We start from the raw sequence: 24,401 nt of genomic DNA, 5'->3' as shown, positions 1-24,401 counted from the left end.
CCCTCCAAGGGTTTTAGAACCCTTGGAGGATTATTGGAGGCAGGTGGATTGAAGTAAACCTGATAAGAATGCCCCTAGTATTTTTTTGCCTCTTATTTTACCTGTAAAACCATAGAGGACAGCAAAGCGAAAATCTGTTTTATTCCGAAAATGAGCAATTAATAAATCTGTTTCTTATTTATACCTTCCTAATTTGCCCATTATTTTTTATCTTTAACTTTGGCCTTTATATAGATCTCCTTACGCAACATGTCTTTTGCTTTAATGAAGAAAGTTCTGATTATTCTTTTTGTATTTTTTGCCTTTCAAACTCATGCCCAAAATGCCTGGCAATTGGGTACAAGACAGTATGATATTCCTAAATTCCTCAAGCGGGTATACTTTAAAGATGTCTCTTACTGGGCCTATTCCGAACCTAAGAAACAAAAAGCATTAAAAAAAATCAAACTTTCAAATAAAGCTCTTAAAGATCCTGTAAAAGTAATTCAGTCATACCTCGCTGCAACTGATACTGCCTGGCTGGCAAAACTATATGCCGGGAAAGGTAACGCCAATTTGAGTGAAAAGAAACTAGCTTTCAGAAACAGTAAGGAATATAAAGACGGATACCTTTTTGAGATTTGGATAGAATTTTGGTTTACGCTAGAAGGTAAGAATTATAGGGGTTATGTGATAAGGCACCAGGTGGAACCGGAGGGGTATTACGTTTTTCCATACATCGTAGAACAGGTGGGCGAGGAATGGAAGATTACGACTGATAAACAGATAGCAGGTTTGTCTTATTTTATGTTATTAGAGCCTTTGCACTTTGAGCGCTTTTTGTTTGGGGCATTTGATCTTGATGATGTGCATGAGGACTATAAAGAATACATATTCAAGCAAACTTTTCGGGTGGACAAAGGATTTTCATTTAAGTCTTTAATAGGCCGGAATGCGGGTGCGCCAGGGGTTGCAGACAATCAGATACCCAATTCAGGACAAATCATAAAGCAAGACTTTGAAGTTTCTTATAGGGGAAATACAAGGGTTGGCATTAGCTATGTTATTTCTGAACAAAGGGGGACTCTATTTAAATATGATAATAAGAAAGTCTCATTTTTTGATAATAATAGGAAAGGAACTGTAATGAATGAAAACCCTGAAGAGGCTGTTGCGTCATTTATGTTTGCGAAAGGGTTTGAAAATAAGGGGAAAGTATCAATCGGCGCTCCCAAGGTTAAAGAGCAATTATTGGGGAAAGAATATCATAATGATAATGAATTTGGAGATATCAAACTTTTTCGGAAAACCGTATTTCATTCTGAAGGGGTTTTATACGCTATTGTTTATTTCCATAATTATGAACCCAAACCTCGAGGATCAAATATTAGCTATACTAATATAGGAAGATACCGTCTCCTTCTTAGATGGCAGGATGGTCAGTGGTGGGTAGACTTTGATCCTACGTGGATAATTCGGAGATCATTGTGCCACCCATTTCGGGCCATGTTGTGCCACCCATTTCGGACGTCATTGTGCCAGTTTATAGCTAGCCCTTGAGCATTGTTTCGGAGATCATTGTGCCACTTTCCATAATACTTATTAGTCTTGCCATAAAAAGCAATGGCAGGTCAACGATTGGACATTATGGAAATACTTCAAATAATTCAATTAAAGAAAAAAGGGCTCACACGTAAAAGTTGGGGAGTTTTGGTTTGATTTGTTAATTTTAAGGCAAGATGAAAGAAAATATTATTGCCCCTTTTTTGCCGGAAGGCATACTAGATTTTTTTGAAATAGAAGCTGTAATAGAGCTATGTGACCTGAACAGCAAAAGATCCTTTTATAAAATCAACCTCATTGAGCAGAACCGGCTATTAGGAAAACATAATCCTGAAGAGTACGAGTCTAAAGGTTTTTATGAACCTAAAATTGTGCAAGATTTCCCTATAAGGGGAAAAGCCGTTTATCTTGAATTTAAGCGACGAAGGTGGAGGCATAAAACATGCAAGAACAAAATAGTTTACAATGACTATTCATTTGTAGCTGAAGGCTCTAAAATCACTCAAGAGCTTTCAGATTTTTTAAAAGGTACAGGTCGAGACCCGCGAAGATACCATTGGTAACATTGGCAGCTATTATGAGGTCAAAGGGGATTTGTTGAGGAGGCACTATAAGAAGAAAAGCAGTGGGTTTAAGCAGTGGGAACAAAAAGAGCATGCAGAAGACTATTTGGTCTTTCCGGACAATATCGGAGAGCATCTCAGTATAGACGAAGTTGCACTGTCAAAAGGAGAGTTGTACAGTAAGCCTTCGGGCAAGTGCATGTTGATTTTATAATTTTACCCACTTCCCGGGTAGCAGTTCTTCCAGCCTGTTTACCGGGTGATTGTCTATTCTTTCCAGAACATCTTTCATCCATTCCAATGGGTTTACACCGTTGATTTTGCAGCTTGCCACAAGCGAGTATATTTGGGCGGCTCTCTGGGCAGCATCATGTGAACCGGCAAACAGATAATTTTTCCTTCCTATGGCTACTGGCCTTATTGAGTTTTCCACCAGATTGTTATCTATCTCCAGCTTGCCATCCTCAAGATATATGGAGAGCCTTTCCCATCTGCTCAAGGAGTATTCGAGCGCCTTTCCAATAGGACTCCTAGGGGCAATATTAGGGTACAGGTTTTTCATCCATTCTTCCAGGTCGTCCAATGTTGTTTTTGCATCAAGCCTTGATTCCTTTCTTTCTTCAAAAGACATCCCGGCCTCCCTTGCTTTACGCTCAATATCATATAACTTCTGAAATTCTTTCAAGGCATGTTCTGCATTTTCTTTGTCATTGTCCAATGCTTTCTCAAACATCCTTCTGGCATGTGCCATACAATGGAACAATGTTATGCCCTTGATGTTGGCAAACATATCATATACGTTATACCCGTCACATTGCAGGTATCCCTGAAAACCCTTCAGTATATCTGATGGCCCTTCGCTCCCGCGCCCGGGACGATAGTCGAACAGCACCTGTTTCCCGACAGGGTCATAATATACCCAGTAATACCCCCGGTGGATTTTACTTTTTTTATCCTTGTCGAGAACTTTTATGGGTGTCTCGTCTGCCATCAGGTAACCGGCTTGCAGTGTCCTCTTTTTATGCAGTTCGTATAAGATTTTAAGCTTGTTTACCCCTTGTTTTACCCAGTCTGACATTGTGGAAGAAGGAAAATTAAGGCCTTCTCTCTTAAATATCTGTATCTGGCGGTATAAAGGAAGGTGGTCAACATACTTGCTGACAACAAGGAAAGCGACAAGGCTTGCTCCGGCTATCCCTTTCTCTATCGCCCTGTATGGCAATTCTCCAATGGCAACACCCTCCCCTTCAGGTTTTGCGTATTTCGGGCGTACAATTTTGCGCACATGAAACTTTCCGGTGGTATATTCAAGAACCTCTGTCACCTCTTCCCCAATTTTTTTCATGCCTGAGGTATCTTCTTCAGGCTCAACAATCTCTTCCACCCTTGGTACATGTGCCGGTATAGGGAGGCGGCCCGGGTGCTTGCGGGCTGTTTCTTTTTTGACACGCTTAAACCTGACGACCTCCTCTTTTTCAGGGGCAGTTGCCTGCTCTTCACCAAGTCCCAGGTTTAACTGTTCCGGTGCGGACGAAGGCACAAAACGCTCGCTTTTGGTGCCATATATGAGGCGCTTCAGCTCTTTGAGCTCAAACTTCAAAAGTGCGATCTCGGACATCGCCTCCTCATATTTTTCTTTATAGTCTATACCTTCGGCAAGCATGTTGCAAAGATAAATAATATACCTATGTAGGTGGTATTAGGAAAAAAAGAATAAGTTTAAAGATTTCCAGGACTTTTATATCTTTTGCGGTGCCTGACCGACTCAAGGGAAATCCCTTGTAAGACCAGTTGCAATACCGAGGCGGATATTTCAGATTTGGTCACATTTTTGCAATGGACAGGTATTTCATAAGTCCCTCTTTCAAGGCGTTTGTGATACATACTGAAACCGTCGCCTTCCCATAAAAGGAGCTTGACATGGTTTCGGTTTCGGTTCAGGAAAATAAAAATGTCCCCGTTCATGGGGTTTTCGTTAAGTTTGCTCCTTACAATACCTGATAGGCTGTCAAACCCTTTCCGCATGTCGGTTTTGCCCGAATAGAGAAAGTACCTGCACTGGTGAGACAATGAAAGCATGGCTAGCTGACTAATTGTTTAACAAATGATGGATCTGCCATGCCGTGGAATATGACCTTGGCACCGGAAGGAAAGACAACTTCCATGTTGCCGGCCGCAGGGTTAATTTCATCAGGGCTGCTTACTTTCAGAGGGACAAATCCGGTACCGGGCTCCTCTGTTCTATATTTGCCGCACCAATAGATGAATTTTTGATAATTGATGTTCTGCCGAAGGCTAAATTCTTTTTTACTGATACCGCTTTGTTGCCAGAGCTGATAAAGCTCACGCATCTGGTCAGATACTTTTGTGTTTGTTGCCATTATTTTGCTGTTATAGTTTGTAATGCAAACTTATGGCGTTATTTTTTGGGAATAAAGATGTACTTGGCCGTAGGTATACGTTGTACACTTTTATTACCAATAAAAACGGGAGAGGCAAAAGAGGCTCTTTGGTAGCTTCTGTAAAAGGCACATTGTCGGCAAATATCATACAAGTTCTGGAGAAAATCCCTCTGGAACAAAGGAATAAAGTAAAGGAAGTAACCCTTGACATGGCAAAAAACATGGAGTCATCCGCAAGAACATGTTTCCCCATGGCAAATTTGGTTACAGACCGCTTTCATGTAGTAAGGCTGGCCCTGGAGGCTCTACAACATATAAGGGTCAATCAAAGATGGGTTGAACTGGATATGGAAAACAAGGCTATCGAAGCTGCCAAAAAGAATGGCGTTAGGTATAAAGCACCCTTATTGCCCAATGGGGACACCCCAAAGCAACTTTTGGCCCGCTGCAGGTATGTCTTTGCCAAAAAGAAAGCTGATTGGACTCAAAGCCAAGAGCAGAGAGCCAACATAGCTTTTGAAAATTATCCAGACCTCAAAAAAGCTTATGACCATGTTCTTGAGTTTAGGCTAATATATGAAAGCAACACAAAAATTTCCGCTGAAAAAAAGTTTAATGAATGGATCAATAAAACTCATGAGATGGAAATTAAAGAATTTTTAACGGTAGCAAATACAGTAAGCAACCATATGAGCAATATTCTAAACTTCTTTGACAATAGATCTACCAATGCAAATGCGGAATCTTTTAATTCAAAAATAAAGCTCTTCAGGGCAAACTTAAGAGGCGTTGTAGATACCAGGTTTTTCTTGTTCAGGCTCTCTAAGCTTTTTGCTTAAATCCCCAGAAAAATACGGTGACCCGAAAAAAGGAATGAGCAATCGTCAGATTGCCTCTGCCCTTGGAATTAGCCGCAATACGGTCAATTCCTATTTTAAAACCTTCAAAGAGCACCAGCTCAGCATTGAAGACCTTGAAGGGCTTACTGAGACTGATTTGGCCGACCTCTTCCCTAAAGCGGACTATAAAGATAGCACTCGCTACGAGCAGCTAATTAAATGCTTTCCTTATTTCCAAAAAGAGCTTAATAAGCCCGGCTGTACCTTGCAGGTACTTTGGCATGAATATCTCAGTAAACATGCTGATGGTTACCGCTATACACAATTTGTCACTTATTACAACCAGTGGAGCAATGCAAAGAATGGTAGTGGAATATTAATACATAAGGCAGCAGAGAAGCTTTATGTGGATTTTGCAGGTAAAAAACTCAGCTATGTTGACCGAAGCACCGGTGAAGTAAAAGGAGCTGAAGTATTCGTAGCAATCCTTCCCTGCAGTCAATATACCTATGTTCAGGCGGTTGAAAGTCAAAAAAGGGAAGATTTCATCTCCTGTCTCAATGGATGCTTGCAATGGCTTGGAGGAGTACCTAAAGCTATTGTGTCAGACAACTTGAAAGCGGCAGTTAGCAAAGGGCATAAATATGCTCCGGTGATTAATAAAACACTCAAATCACTCGCCTTGCACTATAAATGCGTAATAGACCCCACAAGGCCATATCATCCACAAGATAAAGCCCTGGTAGAAGGAGCTGTAAAGCTCGTTTATCAAAGGATTTATTACCCTTTATCAAAACACACCTTTTTTAGCCTCAAAGAGCTCAATGATGCCATTGCTGAACAATTAATTAGCTACAATGACAAATACTGTTTTCAAACCAGTAGGGTGACCCGAAAGCAGCGTTTTCAGGAAATCGAAAAGGAGTTCTTGGCTCCTTTGCCTTCGTCCCCATACCTGATAAAAAACTATAAAAGAGCTAAGGTTCAGAAGATTGGCCATGTCTTTTTAAGTGAAGACAGAAACTATTACAGTGTTCCTCACCGGTATATAGGTCAACATGTCGAAGTTCAATATGACGCTTGTAATGTTGAGGTATTCTTCAATAAAGAACGCGTTGCCTCCCATAGAAGAAGTTATAAGGCAGGCGGGTATAGCACTGTAAAAGAGCATCTACCTTCTAGCCATCAGGCTTATAACGATTGGAATCCGGAGTACTTTATCCAAAAAGCTGAAAAAGTCGGCAGGTATACCTGTGATTATATTACCAGGTTAATCAGCCAATACAATTATCCTGAGCTAGCCTATAAACAAGCACAAGGCATTTTGTCATTCTTGAAGGCTTACTCTGCAGAAAGACTAGAAAGTGCTTGTAAACGAGCCTTGCAGTACCATAAGGCCAGCTACAAGACTATTGATCGAATACTGAAAAACAACTTGGACCAAGAGGCAAATTTTACCTGCAACCTCCAAAGTAACACGCCTGACCATGATAATATCAGGGGAGCTTCTAACTACATATAAACTATTTAACATCAAAACAATACATAAATGAACCAACACAACACAGTAGAAAAACTTCGGCAGATGCAACTTTCGTCTATGGCAACCCTATATCATCAAGCCATAACCGAGAACCTGTATAAAGACATGAGCACGGATGAATTCATGACCTTGCTTGTTGATAATGAATGGGAAGAACGCCAAAGAAAAAAGATCGCCAGGCTAATCAAACTGGCCGGTTTTAGAACGGATGCTTCTGCAAACAATATTGATTACCAAAGCAATAGAAGCCTTGATAAAACTTTTTTACAGCGGCTCTTTACCTTAAACTTTATAAAGAACAAAGAGAACATCATTGCTACAGGCCCTACAGGTGTAGGAAAGAGTTACATCGCCCAAGCTATTGGAAATCATGCTTGTCAAATGTTATATAAAACCCGCTATTATATAGCCGCAAGGTTCTTTGATCAAGCTAAACTAGCCAAATTAAACGGTACATACATTAAGCTTTTGAATCAGTTGCATAAAACGCCTCTTTTAATCCTTGATGACTTTGGGCTACATGCAATGGATCAGTTTGATAGACAAATACTTTTAGATCTTATAGAAGAAAGGCATCAGAGAGCTTCTACCATATTTTGTTCTCAAATACCAGTAAGTAAATGGCATGAACTAATAGGTGAAGGAACCATTGCTGATGCTATTTTAGACCGTGTTGTCTACTCCTCTCACAGGTTAGACTTGCAAGGTGAATCATTGCGTAAAAAACAAAACTTGAACTAGAGAAATTATATTCGTAATCTTGTACTGGAAAGTGGCACTATATCCTCCGAAATAACTGGCACCATATCACCGAAATAACCACCTACGGAGACAGTCAGACGGTTTGTTTGGTCTATGGACGAATTTAATGCTGAAGAAATGTTTGCCTATTGTAGTGGAAAAGGAACAGAGGAGAGCAGAGGATTTTGGGATCAGATAAATATCTGTTCAGAGGATTATTTTGATGTTAATGAGGTTTTTTGGGTTGCAGATAAATTCGCAGTAGATATTCCGCGAAAAGCAAGAAGAAACTTCAGTATAAAAAATCCTTATCCTGAGGTTTTTTGGGACCCCTTGGCTGAAAGAAAAAGGTGGGCGAAGTTTGGGAAGCCGTAATAAATGCAAAACAACAAACAGTTTCAGGGTTTATGAAAACTAATTTGTCATTGGCAATATTTGTCATTAGTGCTTTTTTTACTGTCAATTTATATGCACAAGATGAAGCTCTTAAAGATTCTCTTCTTCAGGTTTATTCAAGTGAGGAGTTGTCTTCTATGACTCCATTTGAGTTGTATAATGCTATAAATGTAATTAGAGGTCAACCTGTCTTAAAAAAATCTCCTCAGGAAATAAATGAATCTTTAACATTTGAACAGAAATATCAGCTTCTAGGGATATTCAATCAAGAAGTCACAAGATTGGAAGAAGAGAAAAGATATTTTCGTCAAGTAGTTTTTCCCAATTCGTATAGAGATGTTTATGATGGTTATTATGATGTTTTTTATAAGTCTCAATCTACCAGAGAGCTTCTTCAAGATAATTTTAAGGAGATAATTGATCCCATAAAGGAAGAGGAAAACCTTCATAGCAATTCAACTAAAAGAACTTTTTTTATGATGAGAACGGTATACTGAAAGTCGTAAGTGTTATTTATAGCTATAATATTAATAAAGGCAGACAAGTTGAAATGGCGAATTTATACCCATACAGTTTTTATGAAGAGGTATATTATATTATAAATGATTCTATGGTATTTTATACTTATTTATCAGGAAAGCAAGAGATTGACCTGGATGACTTTATATCAAAAGAAACTTTAGATACTACCAGTATTACGGTAAACTCAGGGAGAATGTATTTTTATAATAAAAAATGTTTTCAGCGATACGAAAGAATTGGAATTTTACAAAGGAAAAATTGGAAATCAGGAGTTAATTCATTGGAGGATACTCCCAAAGGTTGTAATGACATATCAACTGAGTTTTTGGATGTGTATGTGTCTGAGTTAGAGGAGTATGTTGATGGGGTAAATGATTATTTAAAGCCTGTGAAAACCTCCTTTTTTTCGCCTTATGAAGTAGTCCCAGAAAATAACCAATCCTCAGACTCTTTAGAAAGAAATTCTGAGGATTGAAGATTTTACAGTTTCCCAGTGGTCGAAGTTTAACGCAGTGTAACTTATACCTACAGTTCTGGCGAGCTTTTAACTTGCCTTGATAAATACTTTCATTGCTTTTAGCTATGGCTAGATAAAAGCTTACATAGGTTATGGGTCAAGGTTATGCTTCGCTGAAACTTTGACTAGGTGGGGCAAAATAACTTCAAATCAGACGCTTCACTCGTATTTGATTTTTAACCATAGAACCACTATGCTATGCAAACCAAATACGCTGATTTTTTGTTCTTTTGCGCCTCATAACGAAATCTAATGCATAATCCAGGCTAAATCATTTTTTTTCAAACCATCTGAGGGTTTTGAGGTTTTCTGTATAGACCAATCGGGGTATCTGCTTTTTATGTATAAAATAACTTTATAAAGATTTTTTTGAATTAAAAGATGTAACATTCCGCAAAAAACGTTAAATTTGTTAGTTGCAAAAATATAGTGTCTCATGAAAAAATTATTTGTATACACTTTTACGGTTTTAATGCTTACAGGTTTTGGTATGACCTTCTCTGGATGTGGTAATTATACTGGAAAATTTCATAAAGAAAACTGGGGGCCAAGAAAAGGTAAGAAACCTAAAAAAGGAAAGAACTATACAGGGCAAATAATTATATTAGAGAAGGCGTTGGAAGCCTAAAACCCAGGGTTCTTCTTTTATTGTACAATAGAAGAAGAACCATATTTATCCCTTAACAACCAGTTTTGAAGCTTTAAGTCGGACAGCTTGTATTCTTGAAGTTATGGTCAAGTACAGGATAGCTGTTTGCTTATAAGGTAATATACTCCTCTTGTCTTTTGTCATTTAATGGAGGTTTGTGTCTTTATTGGTGCAACCTTTCATTAGGCTCTCCTATAGCAGTGGCTGTATTGCTGTTTAGCTTTTGTATAGGTCTGACTATATCAGTACTTACAATAATCCATACTTTCCTTTCCATTTATAGAACAAACCTCTTGATACATGTGGGTTTGCAGTTTTTTTTACCCCTCTTGTTTTGCTGAAAATCGCTTTGAAAGTATGCTAGGGCGAATTTCCTGATCCGGTTAATATTTGCTTTATAACTATTCCACTGGAATTTATTACTTTGCCCGTGTTTTTAGGGCAAGATGACGTGAAACGTATAGTTTAGGCATTTGCAAATATGTTGTTAAAATGAAGGAATCTAAAAGGCATCCGGAAATGTGGAAATCGGCCAGCGGAGCGCTGGAAAGGAGAAATGTGTGGAACAGTAATAAAAACCTGTTGGATCTTGTAAAACCTGGACACCGGGTGCTGGATGTTGGATGTGGCGCAGGAAATATCACCAAAGGTATTAAGGAGCTTGCTGGAAAGTTTGGGGTGGTTACAGGGATCGATACCAGGGACTATATGATCGAAATGGCGCAAAACATGAACAAAGGTGTTTTTGGACTTTCTTTCTTTAAAGCAGATATCAATTTTTTTAGCTCGGAAGATAAATACGACGTGGTAACTTCTGCTCGTGCATTGCAATGGGCGCATAACCCTTATCAGGTTATCTGTATTATGAGAGATCTGGTTAAAGAAGGAGGCTGTCTTTCGGTATTGGATTTCAGCCTTGAAAAAAATGAGTTCATTCCTGCTTTACCTGAGCCTATGGAGATTTTTTATAAGGCTTTTTTAAATTGGAGAGAAGATGCAGGAATGGATAATGTGCTTGCTGATAATCTTGCTGATTTGTTCGAAAAGGCTGGATTGAAAAATATAGCTGTTTCTGACCAGTCGGAGTTTATTCAAAAGCATGATGCAGGATTTGTTGACGAAGCGGTTGCCTGGAGTAAAATTGCGGAAACCCATGGTCTCCAAATGGTGATGGACGGCTATATTTCGGAAGAGTTAAGGAAGAAGGCGGTGGATGCTTACGACTGGTGGATGGAGGAGGAGGGGGAAGGTATAAAGCTATGCCTTAAAGCTGTGACAGGCTATGTAGAGGGTGCTGAATAAAGTTAAAATTGTTGATTTGTAAATATTTGTAAAAGCTTTTGAGGTATAAGTGAAAGGCTTTTTCGATGCACAGTAAACTGAGAAAACCTGATCCAAAGTTTCTTTTTGCGTAGCCACAATCGTAGCCACAAGGCATGCCTTGTGGCTACGATTGTGTGAACTTTTCAGCAGGCTCTATGTGTATATGATTGGTCAAGAGAAGTCCTTACCTAAATGTCGCAACTCCCCCCATTACATGCGTTGCCTTCTTGGGAGTTTATATTTTTTGGCTCTGGCATTTCCTTCCATGCTTCTTCTAGGGCCTGAAGAAAAGCTTCTTCGGGTTGTGCACCTGGAATCCCATATTTTCTGTTAATGACAAAAAACGGGACACTGTTAATCCCTAAATTTCGCGCTTCTAGTATATCGGATTTAACTTCATAAGCATACTGGTCTGAATTTAGCATTGTCGTAATTTCTTCTGGAGGCAAGCCTACCTCACTACCTAATTGAACAAGTGTGTCATGGTCGCCTATTTAGGGCCTGCTGAAAAAGTCACAAGTGTGCAAGATACGCATGGCCTTGCATGAAGACGTATTGGAATACTTCGAATGTAAGGCCATAAAGTAGATTGTGCGCTTGTGGCTAGCCCAAAAAAAGTATTGGCGTTAAGGCTTCTCACTTTAATGTGCACGGGAAAATAAGAAATAACCGAAAAAACCTTGCGCCTATAGATCCTAATTCTTATAGAAATATCAACAGTTCAATGTTTTGGGCGTTTTTCAGCGTGCCCTATTTGAGCCTTCTGTGAAATAGGCGCTAAAGAGCCTTTCTTCTATTTGGTGCTGTAGTCTATATTTTTCAGCTAAATGGGTAAGTCTATGGGCATCCATGGTGTTGGCTACTATAGCTTTGTCAAAGTCATAGTGAAGCCCTGCGTCAAATGCCATTTTAGTGACATTTTCGTGTATTTGTTGAGACTTTTCCAGGCTTATCCCTTTCACTTCAGCTAAAAACTCTTTTACACTTTTTCCTGGCTTTGTCTCAATATCTGGCTGTAATTGAAAGCTGTGCCATTGTATCTGAACTTTGTCTTTATGAGGAAACTTTTTTAATGCTTTGTCAAAATGCCGCTTGCCAATATAGCAAAACGGGCACATGATATCAGACCAAATCTCAATTTTCATAATTTATACGCTAGCTTTTTATATAATAACAATTCAATTCTATGAGTTGTGTTTATCTTTACAAGATTACTCATAAAAAATGCAAATACAGTGTCTGTTGAAGATAGCATAATCAAATCCTTGGCCAGTCATGCCGATGCGACAAAAGCTGCTTTTTTGCCCCAGTTCTTCAAGGCTTTGCCAGGAGGGTATGGAGAAGGGGATGCCTTTATTGGCGTTAGTGTGCCTAATCAAAGGAAAACGGCCAAACAGTTTTATAAACAAGCTGACTTGAATGATGTAAGCGCTTTGCTTCAACACCCTGTGCATGAACATCGGCTTACGGCACTTTTTATTTTAGTGCTTAAGTATGAAAAAGCAAAAGGTGAAAGTGAAAAGCAGGAAATTGTTGATACTTATTTGCGTAACCTTCATGCGGTAAACAATTGGGATTTGGTAGATTCGTCTGCAGACAAGATTCTTGGGAGCTATTTGTATGATAGAGACCGTGAGCTATTATATGATCTTGTCAATTCGGGAGAATTATGGAAACAGCGCATTGCAATAATTAGCACCTTCTATTTTATCAAGAAGAAAGATTTTTCTGATACATTAAAACTGGCAGAGATTCTTCTGTCTCATGAACATGACCTTATCCATAAGGCAGTTGGATGGATGCTGAGAGAAATAGGCAACCGGAATTTTGATGTTGAGTATGAATTTTTAGCTAAGTTTTATCGGCAAATGCCAAGGACTATGCTCAGGTACGCAATAGAAAAGTTTGAGGAAGATTTGAGGCAAAAATTCTTAAAAGGAAAAATATGAAATAGCATGAATGCATCGTTTATAGAAATATTTCTTATTTTTACTGTGTATTAAGTGTGTCTTTATGAAAAAAGTATTGGTTTTTGCCGCTTTTATAAGTCTGTTTTTTTCTTGTGGAAAAGATGACGGCTGTATTCACGGATTTTCAGACAATGAAGGGAATGTGTTGGAAATGGGAATCTTTATTACTGGTAGTGAGGAAAAAGCCCGTATCATTAACAACACATGTAAAAATGAAGATATGGATGGCTGGAGAATTGTAAACGGTAGCAATAGTGCTTCTTTGCCCGCTAGGGAGCTGCGTGCAGGTAATGTTGAAGTGATTGATCTACGCTTTACCATTGACGACGATAAACCCCTTCAAGTAGTACATGACGGCGAAGTCATCTCAAGGCAGTTTTAGCCGAACTAAGCAATAGGAGTTTAGATAAGGTTAATAAGGGAAGGCAAAACTTTTAAAGTTTAAAAAATATTGGAGTGTACTTTTGAACACACATCATGTTTTATTCACCCAGCAGGTTTTGGTTAAGCGCAGAGTGGTATATTTTTAAATAAGCTTTCAAGCCTGTTTCGAGATTGCTTTTTTTCTCGTCTAGGTAGCTTTTGTCTGTATTGCCTTTGGTGTTACTAACGTTGAATGAAGTAACTTTCTCACCGTTATACTCGAGCCCATACCCATCTTTTTCATAAATAAATGTGCCAAAATTGTATGCCAGCACCGGCATGTTTTGAGGAAGATCATCATTGAAAATATTGTTGCCAAAGAAGTTGCCGCTCGTGCTAAAGCCTAGGTAAGAAAGTACAGAAGGCATAATGTCAATATGTTGCATAGTGCGATATATTGAATAGTTTTCTTCCTGTTGAGGGTCGTAAATAAAAATGGGGACCGAGAACATTCCCAGGCCTGATTTGTAATAGTCTTTCTCGGCCTGTGCCGTATGATCTGCCGTAATTACAAACACAGTATTTTTAAACCAAGGCTTTTGGGAGGCAATGGTAAAAAATTCTTTTAAAGCATGGTCTGCGTAGCCTATGCTTTCATGTATTTCCAGTGTGCCTTTAGGAAACTTGTCCTGATATTCTTCTGGAATGAGGTATGGGTGGTGAGAGCTTAGTGTGAAAATAGTACTAAAGAAAGGTTCGGGAAGGGTTCCCATAGTTTCTGCTGAATACTTTAAATAAGGGCCATCAAAAATGCCCCAGTGTCCGTCAAAATCTTCTTTTGCACCAGTATATTCATTTTTTCCAAAATAATCATCAAAGCCAGCAAGACGACAAAAGGAGTCAAAGCCCATCGTTCCATTTTTGCCTCCATGGAAGAAGGCGGAATGGTAACCATGGGCTTTTAGTAAATTGGGCAAGGTTTTTAGCTTGTTTGATGCATAACGGGAATATACATAGGGGTCGTTCATCATAGAGGGCAGACCTGCTATAATGGATGGCATAGCATCTATGGATCTTTTGCCATTGGCATATGAATTTTCAAAAACAATGGATTGGCCAATTAGGGAATCCAAAAATGGTGTATATCCCTTGCCTTCGTTAAAGTATCCAATATATTCAGAACCAAAGCTTTCTAAAATAATTAGCACTACGTTCTTCCCCTGGTTGTCGGTATTAAAAGGCTTGATTTCTTTATGAAAGTTGAAGTGTTTGAGCGCTTCTTGTTCCTCCATAGAAACTGTTGGTATACTTGAGGGTTGTCCTACAGTGTTCATTACAGAAAAGGGCGTATTGACAATTAACGGAACAAGGTTGGCCTTAGAGAAAAGGGACGCATCAATAATTTGGATGGGCCTGTTTTGAAGGCCGCCTCTCCCAAACATGATGACCATTGGTATGGCCAGCAGCAAGGCAAAGGTTTTGAGACTGTAAAATGTTGTAGAAGGATAGCTTACAGGGTATCTTGGTGTAATGGTTCTACTGTAAAGGACATTAGATAGAATAAGTAGAGCGCCAAAAAAAATGGTCAGGTACCAGTAATCATACAAAAAGCGGGGCATCATGGTCCAGCCTTCTCCCGAGTCAGTAAAAAAGTGGAAGACATCAGCAGTAGTCCTTCTGAATATAAATCTGAAATAGATGATATCTGCTAAATTTAAAACTATGCAGAGTGCATTTATACCCAGAAACGTGTGCTTGAGGACTTTTTGATAACTTTTGGCATCAGTAAACTTGAAGGGTAGGAGGTGTAACAATATAAAAGGTGAGAATAGATAGGCCACGGCACTAAAGTCGAACCTAAGCCCAAGAATAAACACCCAGAAATTCGCATCGGGAAAGTATGAATGGTTAAATACATAAAATAGAACCCTCAGTATAGAAAAGCATAACAGTGCAATTCCAAGACGACGAAGTAAGGTCCAGATATGGGCCAGCTGGTATTTCATGAATGGAAAAACTTAAAAAGCCGTATTGGGGCTTTTGTTAATTTATTATTAACGTAAAGTTAAGCCAATATCATCAATAATAACAAAGAAAAAGCTGGGTCTTTGAGAGGTTTTAGTGTGCTTTACTATTCTTCTTGATGCCTTCTGGAAGGGTTTTTTATACCAAAACGAATACCTGTACCTATATACATTACATCATAAAATGTAAAATAGTCCGGGTTGTCCAGGCGGGCATAGAGGTACATGTCTTGCACATTGGCTTCAATATAGGCTGCTACATAGCTGAATATGGTTTTCTCGAAGGAATGAAAACGCACCTCCGACGATAATCCCAGGTGCCAGCGCATGGCTGAATTCCACCAGTAATAGCCTGCTCCGTACTGGTCGCGTGGCCAGATAAGGTGGTGGTTGCGGTTGAGGGTAAAACTGAGGAAGAAAACAGGGTTTACAGGGCGCAGGCTGATGTTTTCTGTTATTCTTATGTCAAAAGGATTGTATTGGAACTTGGTGGTTATCTTGTTCAGTTTTCCACCAAATTTAGGAGGTACATGCCCATAGAGGAAGCTGAGGTCAAGTTTGTTGTTGGCCATGGGGTAGTTAATGCCTGCACTAAACATGCCTATGCCTCCGGCATACTGGACGGTAAAGTCACGGGGTATCAGACGTTCTAAAAAGTTGTTCTCCTGCGCTCTCGCGGTTGAAGCGACCAGCAATAAGAAAATTGTGATATGTTGTAGTAATTTTCTTCTCATCAGAAATCGTACTCTTTTATAGTCCAATTGCCATTCACAATCTCTGCTATCTTATACTTTCTCATGGCAGGGGCAAAGGTGTTTACATAAATTATATCGTCCTGATAGAACTCCCGTATTCCCCCGCCATGCAGGTGGCCGTGTATCGGAAAAAGAAGATTTTCGCTTTCTCTCATTATTTTTGAATACTCTTCTTCCAGATTGGTGTCAAAGTCCTCATCAAAAGGAGGAACATGGCAAACAGGGATTATATAGTCCACACCTTCTTCTGGTTGCATTTCACGACGTAAAAAGTCCAGATTTGGAACAGTGCCGTCAAAATTATACTCACGACTGTTGGTGTTGTGGTACACAAATTTTATTCCTCTATAAATAAAGGTAAAGTCCAGCGGGCCATACATTCTTTTGAAAATCTGTTCTCCGTTATTCAACAGGTCATGGTTGCCTATGACGGTAATGTAGGGCATGTATAACCTGGAGAAAATATCGTGCATCCAATGGAATTCCTCCAACATACCAAAGTCCACCAGATCCCCTGTATGGAGCATAAAGTCAATGTTGGGAACTTGATTTAGCACATCCACTAAATCTGAAGAATTGTCATAATGGTTTTGCGAATCGCCTATAATGGCTATACGGATGGTATCGCCGTGGGAGGGATTGGCCAGCAGCTTTTCTATGTTTTTTTGGTTGATGTCCTGAGGCGTGTCGGATCTGAAGACCGCATTAGGGCTGTAGTTCATCTTCTGACAGGAAAGTGCCAGCAGAAAAAATAGCGTTAGCGACACTTTTGTTAGGCTAACGGTAATGAGGTTCTTTTTTGAGAAAGCCATCAGTTATGTTGATTACCTGAGTGCTGTTCTTTATAACAGCTGGTATATAACCACAAAGTTACCGAATTGTTCAGTTTAAACCGAACTAAATTTTTAAAGGTTTTAGGTATTGGGAAAAAGGGTTGAAAAGACATTTGTATTTTAATAATTATACCCAATAGGGTATAAATTGCCCTAAAATAGTTGTTTTTATACCCGAATGGGTATGATTTTAACTTTTTTAATTATATTTATACCCGAACGGGTATTTGTTTATGGAAAAAGAGCATTTGACAATAAGTGAACTGGTTAGGAATAAACGAAAAACACTAGGTTTAACACAGGTTGAGCTGGCGGATAAGGCTGGGGTAGGATTGCGCTTTGTTCGTGAATTAGAGGGTGGTAAGCCTACCTTGCAGATGAACAAGGTAAATCATGTTTTAATGTTATTCGGGTATGAATTAGGGCCAGTACCTTTAAACCGTGAAAAGTTGTTCAATGAAAAAAGCTAAGGTATATATGTATGACCAATGGGTGGGGGTTTTGTGTGAAGACGAAGAAGGGTTTCATTTTCAGTATAGAACTGAATATGTAAGTTCTGAAAGGGCGGAAGCTATAAGCCTTACCCTCCCGTTGAAGGAAGAGGCATATCATAGCAATGTATTGTTTCCATTTTTTGACGGATTGATTCCTGAAGGTTGGCTTCTAGAGATTGTGGAGAAAAACTGGAAGGTAAACCCTAGAGACAGGATGGAGCTTTTGCTTAAAACCTGTAAAGATTGCATTGGTGCGGTTAGTATTGAGCCTTTAATGGAAGATAAGGATGAATAATAGATGTTTGTATTGTTATAAAGAATTAACCGAGGAAAACTTTGGTTATCATCCTGCCTGTAGTAGGAAATTTTTTACTACTACTGTTCCTCCTGTTTTAGATTATTCTAACGACGAGATGGTACATCTGGCACAGAAAGTGGTGCAAAGTCACATAACTGTAACTGGTGTGCAGCCCAAATTATCACTGGGACATAAACTTTCGTCTGATAAAAATGTGCCATCTAAACTGACCATCGTTGGGGTCTGGCCGGATTATATCCTGAAGCCTCCTACAGAATTTTATCCAAACTTACCGGAGTTAGAAGATTTAACTATGCATTTGGCTGAATTAGCGGGCATAAAAACAGTTCCTCATACACTAATAAGGTTGAAGTCAGGAGAACTGGCTTATTTGACGAAGCGTATTGATAGAAAGGGAAAGCAAAAAATTCATATGGAAGATATGTGTCAGCTTACTGAGAAGTTGACAGAGTTTAAATATAAGGGTTTATATGAACAGATAGGGAAAGTAGTTGGAAAATATTCTGAAAATCCGGTATTAGATATTGTTGCATACTTTGAACAGGTTGTTTTTTGTTTTTTGACAGGCAACAATGATATGCACTTGAAGAATTTCTCTTTAATAAAGAAGGTAGGAGGAGGTTATAATTTGAGCTCGGCTTATGATATGGTAGCTTCTGAGTTGGTGGTGGAAGGTGACGATGAGGAATTGGCATTGACACTTAATGGAAAGAAAAAAAAGATAAAGTTTAGCGATTTTGAGGTTGCAATGAGTCGCTTTGAAGTGAATGAAAGAGCTTTTAAGAATATTTTTAACCGGTTTGTAAAGGCCCTACCTAAGTGGCAAGAATTTATTGAAGAAAGTTTTCTTCCTGAAGATATGAAAGAAGCTTATCAGGAAATGCTTGTTAAAAAATTTAAGCAGCTCGGCTTGACGGAATAAGTTTCGCAAGCAATAACCTCCAGCCTTTGCTATCCGCGCCAGGGATAGGAGCGGTTACCCCGCAGCGAAGCGAGGAGTAATAGCGGATAGCCCGGTGACCCGGGGCTAGTCTATCTTTTTATTAACAGCAGGTATTTACAGCCCCGGGGCAGGCGCCCTGATAATTATCATGGTGGATAAGTTTTTGACCCGCCGTTTCAGAATGAGCGGGATTTTTCGTTTTTTAGTCTGTTGGAATCATCAGAATCTTACCCTTGAAACAGCCACTTAACATTAGGGACTTGTTAGGCCTTCTTTATCAGCATAAAGAAGTGGTGGAGGTATTGTTTGGCAACAAGGACTCCGTCAATAAATACGAGCTGCTGGCGCGTGAAGATATGTCTGATGAGCGGCTGGAGAAGTTGGTGGCCTATGAAATTATCCACGAGAATGACAAAATCGTAAGCCTTGATGACAGGATTGTGACCTTTGTGGAGGAGTTTCTGGAGATAGGGGAGGTGACTACCAGTTTTATAAACGACAACGTACAATCGCTTACCGAAAACCTGAAATACTACCGGATTGACAATAACTACCGTTTTCTTCGGAACATCAAGCGCTCACTGAAGAAGATTGATTCTACAACCTCACGGGAGGTGATTAAGCTGCACAAGAATATTGACGACACGTATAAAAACCAGTCGAACTACTATATCAAACTGCAGGAACTGGACAAATACAAGCAGAAGCGGGACGATATCATTAACCTGATTAAGGAGACGGAGCAGATAATTTTTGAATCTCAGGGCTTTTTTAATACCATTATCGATGCGGAACTGAACTCTATTGTGTTGAACCTGAGGCATACACTTGTGCGCAACAGGGACTACCTGAATGAGATTCAGTCGCAGATTATCGACTATATCAATAAAATTCAGTATCAGGCAGATGTGTACCGCAGGGTGCAGCGGCTGAAGGAGTTGAAGGACTACGAGGAACTGAAATATAAGACCAATTTTGTGGAGGTGGCCGAGGGGCAGGAGGCGCTGATATTCGGAAAAAAGCCAGGGTTCCGCTCGAGGGTTTCGCTGGACTACCTGTATTCTGACGAAGGTTATTATCTGGCAACTAAGGTGGCTACGCGCTTGCGCTTGCTTCGGGGGATTGATAGAAAACCGGCGGGACAGTTTTCGGAAGATTTGGAATCGGGTAATGAGCAGTCGGTAAAGTTGAATGTGGACGCACTGGTGGCAAAATTTATGGAGAGCGACAGGGATTTGTTTTCTTTTATTCAGGAGTTTCCTTTCCCAAAAGAAGTCGGGGAGCTGAGTTTTGAGAAGAAAATTTCGCTGTATGTGGGTATTTCGGTTGACCACGAGAAAAAGCTTGACTTTAGCGGAGGGTTCGGGAATTTGGTTTTTGTGAATGAAAAAAATGAAAAACAAAGGGTAGGCTACGCGCTGATTTATCCTGATAAATAATCATGAATATACCTAAACAGACAGCGGAAATATTCGGCCTGCTGAGCAAAGGGCAGTTTATAAGCTCCAACGGGAGCAACGGTAAGCTGTTTGATGTGCTGCACGACGAGGAGAATTTTCGGGTATTGAAAGAGTACTTCGGCCATATTGGCTATACGCTGGAGAGTGGCTACAATTACTACTATTTCAGTCAGAAGGGTGAGCAGAATATGGTGCTGGAGAAGAAGCTTGAGCAACTGGCTTCTTTTATAGACCTGCTGGATTTCTTTTCCTGTCTGGACTCCAAGCCTGTGCCCGGTACGCGCTACCGTGTGACCAAGGTGGCCGAGGAATGCTATGCCAACGAGCGCCTGAAGCAGAAGATATTTGCGCTGAGCCGCAAGGAGAAACTGGCAGACAAGGTGACGGAGGCGGCAGACAGTTTTTGCTCGGCTGGTTTTTTTGAAAAAGAAGATGAGGAAACTTATAAAGTAATGGACGCTATTCATTACCTGGAACAGGTGATAATGCTGATAACCATTGAAGAAGATGGAGAAAAGAAGACGGATTCTCAATAGAATTGTATTTATAAATATTGCCAACTCGGATTATTCGGCAGCGGAAATTGCCGGTAATACCTGTTTTGTGGGCACTAATAACCTTGGAAAAACCACCTTGCAGCGGGCAATCCTGTTCTTTTACAGTGCCAACACCCGCGGATTGGGGATTTCCAGTTCTCAGCGCTCTTTTGAGGACTACTATTTTCAGTATCCAAACTCGTACATTATCTATGAAATAGCTACGGAAGAAGGCTTTTTTCATGTGATGGTATACCGGAACAACAAGATTTGCTTCCGCTTTGTAAACAGTGCCTTTGACCCTGAATTGTACATTGCCAATAAAGAGGCCCTGCTTATTAAGGAGGTTCTTGGAAGGTTTAATGAGCAGAAAATTGACTATTCTGACCAGATAGAGACCTACGAGCGGTACCGTAATATTATCTATGGGGCTGACCCTGACAAAAGGTACAGGAAATACGCCCTTCTAAAAGGTAATAGCATGTACCAGAACATTCCTCTGGCTATTACTTCCATTTTCCTGAGTTCGGAATCAGAAATACGTTCGGAGTTTGTAAAAGACTGTATTGCCAATTCCATTAACACAAAGCACTCTACCATCGAGCTGAAGACCATTGAAAGGCAGCTTAGGCAGTTCAGCGAAAGGTATCAGGATATTGAGGCTTTTTTCAGGAAGGACAATGTGCAGCGGGGAGAGCTTATCAAAGATAACTTTCAGCGGATTAAGAACCTGAAGCAGACGCAGCGTTCGTTGGCGGCGGAACTGGGTGGTGCTTTGAAATATACGGAAGGGCAGAAGGAGATTCTGGAGAAGGAGCTTGCGGAAAAAGATGAAATTTTGGGACAGATGCGTGTGGAGTTCAGGGAAAAGGAGCGGGTGTTTCAGGAAAGGCTTGGAGAAATAAATGAAGAGCGGGGTGTGGTAAAAGCCAAAATACGGGAGGCGGAGAAAAAGCAGAAGGAGTACGACCAGAAAAATATTCATGAGCTGATGAAGCTGGCCGAAACAAAGGCTTCGCTGATGAGCTCGCTGAAAGCCCGTGAAGAGGAATACCTGACGCTGACTGCCGGCTTCAGAGATACCGAACTCCAGTTTAAAGTGCGGTTTGAATCGCTGGAAAACGAAAAACGTGACTTTGTTACCCTTATAAAGGAGCAGGGGCTGGAACTGGATAAGCAGTTCCAGAAAGATAAGGCAAAACTGAAGGAAGACCTGCAACGGGAAAAGGATGACTTACGTGAACAGCATACGGAAGCTACGGAAGGCTATCGGGAAGAACTGAACGCAGCAGAAATTCAGCTTCGGGAGGTTAATTACAAAATAAAGGATGTCAAGAACAAGGTTTATTTTAAAGCAGAAATATCCATCATAAAAAAACAGTTGGATGAAATACGTGAGCGGAAAAGACAGCGGAAATCTGCCTTTGAGATAAACAACAATAAAATTGCTTCATTCCAGCAGCAGGCCGACCACCTGAAAGAAAAGCACCGTCTGGAAACAGAAGGCAAAAAAGCCCAAAACAGGGAGGAGATAATTGCTACGGAAGACCTTGTAAAGGAAATAGAAAGCAAACTCTCTATTTATCAGGATGCACTGTTCGGTTATTTGCAGGACAACTATCCAGACTGGTACCAGACGATAGGTAAGGTGGTGAACGAAGAACTGCTTTACCGAAAAGACCTGAAGCCTGAGAAAGTGCAGGAGGCGGTACAGACCCTTTATGGCCTTAAGCTTGATTTGGGCGAAGTGGAGGTGCACTGCCGGTCGCTGGAGGAGCTTGAAAAAGAAAAATCTGAATATCTGGACTATATAAACCAGCTCAATGATGAGTTTCAGGAATGGCAGGAGGCAAAGGACAAGGAGCTTTACGCTGCCCTTTCGGCAACCGGTAAGAAAATCGGGGAGTTGAAGAATGAAATTTCCCGCATGGAGTATGAAGAGGAGCAGGATGAGAAAAAGGAGAAGCAGGCGGAGCTTGACCTGATGGACTGGAACCAGAAGGCTCAGAAGCAGAAGGAAGAAGATACCACTGCTCTCTATGTGGAAGAACAGGACTTGCAGGGGGAAGTAAAAAGAATAAAGGGGCTTCTCAATGAAGTAAAGGCGCAGTTTGACAGCAAGCTTGCCTCTCTTGAAAAGTCATACAATGAAAAACTGGTTTTGGTACGGAGAAAATTTGAGGAGAAGGCCGGCGAGCTTTCGCACCAGCGTGAGGATAAACTTAATGAGCTTGCCGAGCGCAAAGCCCGTCTTGAGAAGGAGAAGAAAGAACAGCTTAAGAAGAAAGGGGTGGATGATTCGGTGCTGCATAAGCTGAAAGAAGAAATAAACCAGCTTCAGTCGCGCCTTGAGCAGATTGAGAAAAATGCGACACTGGTCAGCGATTACCTTAAAGACAAGCGTGAGTTGTTTGACAGGCTGGAGGAGTTTAACGAACGCAGAGAAAAGCTGGACTATCTGGGCGAGGAGGTAGAGGCACAGAAAAAGTCGGAGCAGCTGAAATATGACAAACGGAAACATAACCTTCAGGAGGGCAGACAGGTAATAGCGGACGAAATAAGAAAGTGCAACGAGGGGTTTGATTATTTCGAAAAGCGGTTTAAAACCATCTCCTTGTACGACCGTTTGAAGCACATTCTGGAATTAGCTGAGGCAACCCCTTCTGCATCGTCGGTGATTGACCTTTGCACACAGTTGCAGGCCAATGATACAGAATTTCATACGCAGTTCAGGGTGTTCAGGAACCACGTTACGGAGTATGCGGGCAGGTTCAGGCCGGACAATCACTTCAACTTTAAACTGTCGCACAGTGCGGGCGATTCGGAATATGAGCGCTTTGCCGGTCAGTTGCAGGACTTTTATAATGAAAATAAAATACAGACTTCAATAGCGGAAGTGGCTAAAAGTCACGGCATGCTCATAGATGCCATTGCCACCAAGGTAAAGACGCTGACGGAAAACAAAGGCCGCATTAACCGGATGGTGAGCAAGATGGAAGCGGACTTTGGAAAGGCTTCTTTTGAAAGCTCTAAGCTTATTGAGTTTATCAAGCTGCGCTCTGAGGATAGTGAAAATAAGGTGTTGCGGAAACTACAGAAAATTGCGGATTTCCGTGAACAGAATCCGTTTTCTTATGGCGAAACCAACCTTTTCAACCTCGACAGCAAGTCTAAGTCTGCCATTGACAAGCAGTCGGTGGAGCTGCTGAATGACCTGCTGCACACGATTGCGGAGGAGCATAAGGAGGAAATCAGGGTTCAGGACTTGTTTGAACTGAAGTTCCGTATCAAGGAGGGTAAAAACGATACCGGCTGGATTGAGAAAATCGATAAGGTGGGCTCTACGGGTACGGATATGCTGGTGAAGGCGGTTATATATATTACCCTGCTCAATGTCTTCATTAAGGAATCTACAGAAAGAACGGCAGTGGATTTCCACGTACACTGTATCATTGACGAGGTGGGACAGATTTCAGCCAATTATCTTAAGGAATTAATTGCCTTTGCCGAGGAAAGGAATATTTATCTGATAAATGGTCTTCCGAACGAGAGCAAGCTGGAAACGCATTACAATTATACGTATAAGTTCAAGAAAACCGCCAGCGGAAGCGTCAGGGTTATTCCTTTGCTGACGATGAATGTGGAGCCTTGATTTTTGATGATACGA

General features: G+C 40.5%; 27 protein-coding genes. 19 read left to right on the top strand and 8 right to left on the bottom strand.

Annotation, left to right across the window (positions count from 1 at the left end):
• Nucleotides 1-264: 264 nt before the first annotated feature.
• The 3 genes from RCC89_18530 to RCC89_18520 all read left to right on the top strand — a co-directional run bounded on the left by RCC89_18530 (nucleotide 265) and on the right by RCC89_18520 (nucleotide 2,319).
• Entirely contained in the window at nucleotides 265-1,539 is a 1,275-nt protein-coding gene (locus tag RCC89_18530; protein WMJ75143.1) for a hypothetical protein, read from the top strand.
• 179 nt (nucleotides 1,540-1,718) lie between these two features.
• The gene (locus RCC89_18525) at nucleotides 1,719-2,105 is read left to right on the top strand and encodes a hypothetical protein (protein ID WMJ75142.1); all 387 of its coding nucleotides are present in this window, start codon (nucleotides 1,719-1,721) and stop codon (nucleotides 2,103-2,105) included.
• A 31-nt stretch (nucleotides 2,106-2,136) separates the two neighbouring features.
• Entirely contained in the window at nucleotides 2,137-2,319 is a 183-nt protein-coding gene (locus tag RCC89_18520; GenBank protein WMJ75141.1) for a hypothetical protein, read from the top strand.
• On the opposite strand, the gene RCC89_18515 is transcribed toward RCC89_18520, so the two are convergent.
• From RCC89_18515 to RCC89_18505, 3 genes are read right to left on the bottom strand one after another with little or no spacing between them, the layout of a single operon-like run.
• Entirely contained in the window at nucleotides 2,314-3,768 is a 1,455-nt protein-coding gene (locus RCC89_18515; GenBank protein ID WMJ75140.1) for an IS66 family transposase, read from the bottom strand. The two genes, RCC89_18520 and RCC89_18515, sit on opposite strands and share 6 nt — an antisense overlap.
• 56 nt (nucleotides 3,769-3,824) lie before the next feature.
• Complete coding sequence (tnpB, locus tag RCC89_18510; GenBank protein ID WMJ75139.1) at nucleotides 3,825-4,184, bottom strand: IS66 family insertion sequence element accessory protein TnpB; 360 nt, start codon at nucleotides 4,182-4,184, stop codon at nucleotides 3,825-3,827.
• A 2-nt stretch (nucleotides 4,185-4,186) separates the two neighbouring features.
• Nucleotides 4,187-4,486, bottom strand: a complete 300-nt coding sequence (locus tag RCC89_18505) for a hypothetical protein (protein WMJ75138.1) — start codon at nucleotides 4,484-4,486, stop codon at nucleotides 4,187-4,189.
• A gap of 32 nt (nucleotides 4,487-4,518) precedes the next feature.
• Here RCC89_18505 and RCC89_18500 point away from each other — a divergent pair, with 32 nt between their 5' ends.
• From RCC89_18500 to RCC89_18465, 8 genes are all read left to right on the top strand, one after another.
• The gene (locus RCC89_18500; protein WMJ75137.1) at nucleotides 4,519-5,346 is read left to right on the top strand and encodes a transposase; all 828 of its coding nucleotides are present in this window, start codon (nucleotides 4,519-4,521) and stop codon (nucleotides 5,344-5,346) included.
• 34 nt (nucleotides 5,347-5,380) lie between these two features.
• The gene (gene istA / locus RCC89_18495; protein WMJ75136.1) at nucleotides 5,381-6,868 is read left to right on the top strand and encodes an IS21 family transposase; all 1,488 of its coding nucleotides are present in this window, start codon (nucleotides 5,381-5,383) and stop codon (nucleotides 6,866-6,868) included.
• Between the two features lie 27 nt (nucleotides 6,869-6,895).
• The gene (gene istB / locus RCC89_18490) at nucleotides 6,896-7,630 is read left to right on the top strand and encodes an IS21-like element helper ATPase IstB (protein WMJ75135.1); all 735 of its coding nucleotides are present in this window, start codon (nucleotides 6,896-6,898) and stop codon (nucleotides 7,628-7,630) included.
• A 114-nt stretch (nucleotides 7,631-7,744) separates the two neighbouring features.
• Entirely contained in the window at nucleotides 7,745-8,005 is a 261-nt protein-coding gene (locus RCC89_18485) for a hypothetical protein (protein WMJ75134.1), read from the top strand.
• Nucleotides 8,006-8,037: 32 nt separating this feature from the next.
• Complete coding sequence (locus RCC89_18480) at nucleotides 8,038-8,523, top strand: hypothetical protein (GenBank protein ID WMJ75133.1); 486 nt, start codon at nucleotides 8,038-8,040, stop codon at nucleotides 8,521-8,523.
• Nucleotides 8,524-8,576: 53 nt separating this feature from the next.
• Nucleotides 8,577-9,023: a hypothetical protein gene (locus RCC89_18475; protein ID WMJ75132.1), complete on the top strand. Its 447-nt coding sequence runs from the start codon at nucleotides 8,577-8,579 to the stop codon at nucleotides 9,021-9,023.
• 478 nt (nucleotides 9,024-9,501) lie between these two features.
• Nucleotides 9,502-9,693, top strand: coding sequence for a hypothetical protein (locus tag RCC89_18470; GenBank protein WMJ75131.1), 192 nt, complete (start codon nucleotides 9,502-9,504; stop codon nucleotides 9,691-9,693).
• A 513-nt stretch (nucleotides 9,694-10,206) separates the two neighbouring features.
• Entirely contained in the window at nucleotides 10,207-11,016 is an 810-nt protein-coding gene (locus RCC89_18465; GenBank protein ID WMJ75130.1) for a methyltransferase domain-containing protein, read from the top strand.
• 209 nt (nucleotides 11,017-11,225) lie between these two features.
• Here RCC89_18465 and RCC89_18460 read toward each other — a convergent pair whose 3' ends face one another.
• On the bottom strand, nucleotides 11,226-11,531 hold the full coding sequence (locus RCC89_18460) for a DsbA family protein (protein WMJ75672.1): 306 nt from the start codon (nucleotides 11,529-11,531) through the stop codon (nucleotides 11,226-11,228).
• A gap of 246 nt (nucleotides 11,532-11,777) precedes the next feature.
• Entirely contained in the window at nucleotides 11,778-12,182 is a 405-nt protein-coding gene (locus RCC89_18455) for a DsbA family oxidoreductase (protein WMJ75129.1), read from the bottom strand.
• 90 nt (nucleotides 12,183-12,272) lie between these two features.
• Between RCC89_18455 and RCC89_18450 the strand changes: the two genes are divergently transcribed.
• Nucleotides 12,273-12,986 (top strand): DNA alkylation repair protein, encoded by a 714-nt coding sequence (locus RCC89_18450; protein WMJ75128.1) that lies wholly within the window; start codon nucleotides 12,273-12,275, stop codon nucleotides 12,984-12,986.
• A gap of 64 nt (nucleotides 12,987-13,050) precedes the next feature.
• Entirely contained in the window at nucleotides 13,051-13,389 is a 339-nt protein-coding gene (locus RCC89_18445) for a hypothetical protein (protein WMJ75127.1), read from the top strand.
• A gap of 100 nt (nucleotides 13,390-13,489) precedes the next feature.
• Here the strand turns inward: RCC89_18445 and RCC89_18440 are convergent, their stop codons facing one another.
• The 3 genes from RCC89_18440 to RCC89_18430 all read right to left on the bottom strand — a co-directional run bounded on the left by RCC89_18440 (nucleotide 13,490) and on the right by RCC89_18430 (nucleotide 16,961).
• Nucleotides 13,490-15,376 (bottom strand): sulfatase-like hydrolase/transferase, encoded by a 1,887-nt coding sequence (locus tag RCC89_18440; GenBank protein WMJ75126.1) that lies wholly within the window; start codon nucleotides 15,374-15,376, stop codon nucleotides 13,490-13,492.
• A 125-nt stretch (nucleotides 15,377-15,501) separates the two neighbouring features.
• Nucleotides 15,502-16,128: a hypothetical protein gene (locus RCC89_18435; GenBank protein WMJ75125.1), complete on the bottom strand. Its 627-nt coding sequence runs from the start codon at nucleotides 16,126-16,128 to the stop codon at nucleotides 15,502-15,504.
• Nucleotides 16,128-16,961, bottom strand: a complete 834-nt coding sequence (locus RCC89_18430; protein WMJ75124.1) for a metallophosphoesterase — start codon at nucleotides 16,959-16,961, stop codon at nucleotides 16,128-16,130. The genes RCC89_18435 and RCC89_18430 overlap by 1 nt, the downstream gene beginning before the upstream one ends.
• Before the next feature lie 254 nt (nucleotides 16,962-17,215).
• On the opposite strand from RCC89_18430, the gene RCC89_18425 reads away from it, so the two are divergent.
• The 6 genes from RCC89_18425 to RCC89_18400 all read left to right on the top strand — a co-directional run bounded on the left by RCC89_18425 (nucleotide 17,216) and on the right by RCC89_18400 (nucleotide 24,386).
• On the top strand, nucleotides 17,216-17,452 hold the full coding sequence (locus RCC89_18425; GenBank protein WMJ75123.1) for a helix-turn-helix transcriptional regulator: 237 nt from the start codon (nucleotides 17,216-17,218) through the stop codon (nucleotides 17,450-17,452).
• Nucleotides 17,439-17,771 (top strand): HipA N-terminal domain-containing protein, encoded by a 333-nt coding sequence (locus tag RCC89_18420; GenBank protein WMJ75122.1) that lies wholly within the window; start codon nucleotides 17,439-17,441, stop codon nucleotides 17,769-17,771. The genes RCC89_18425 and RCC89_18420 overlap by 14 nt, the downstream gene beginning before the upstream one ends.
• Nucleotides 17,764-18,717, top strand: a complete 954-nt coding sequence (locus RCC89_18415; GenBank protein ID WMJ75121.1) for a HipA domain-containing protein — start codon at nucleotides 17,764-17,766, stop codon at nucleotides 18,715-18,717. Before RCC89_18420 ends, RCC89_18415 begins: the two co-directional genes overlap by 8 nt.
• 254 nt (nucleotides 18,718-18,971) lie before the next feature.
• A complete protein-coding gene (locus RCC89_18410) occupies nucleotides 18,972-20,177 on the top strand; it encodes a hypothetical protein (protein ID WMJ75120.1) in 1,206 nt (401 codons plus the stop codon).
• A gap of 2 nt (nucleotides 20,178-20,179) precedes the next feature.
• Nucleotides 20,180-20,734: a hypothetical protein gene (locus tag RCC89_18405; GenBank protein ID WMJ75119.1), complete on the top strand. Its 555-nt coding sequence runs from the start codon at nucleotides 20,180-20,182 to the stop codon at nucleotides 20,732-20,734.
• Nucleotides 20,706-24,386, top strand: a complete 3,681-nt coding sequence (locus RCC89_18400; protein WMJ75118.1) for an ATP-binding protein — start codon at nucleotides 20,706-20,708, stop codon at nucleotides 24,384-24,386. Before RCC89_18405 ends, RCC89_18400 begins: the two co-directional genes overlap by 29 nt.
• Nucleotides 24,387-24,401: the final 15 nt, after the last annotated feature.

The organism is Cytophagaceae bacterium ABcell3 (genome assembly GCA_030913385.1).
Lineage (GTDB): Bacteria > Bacteroidota > Bacteroidia > Cytophagales > Cytophagaceae > ABcell3.
The sequence above is the reverse complement of the archived record's forward strand: the minus strand, read 5'-3'. Positions and strand labels throughout refer to the sequence as shown.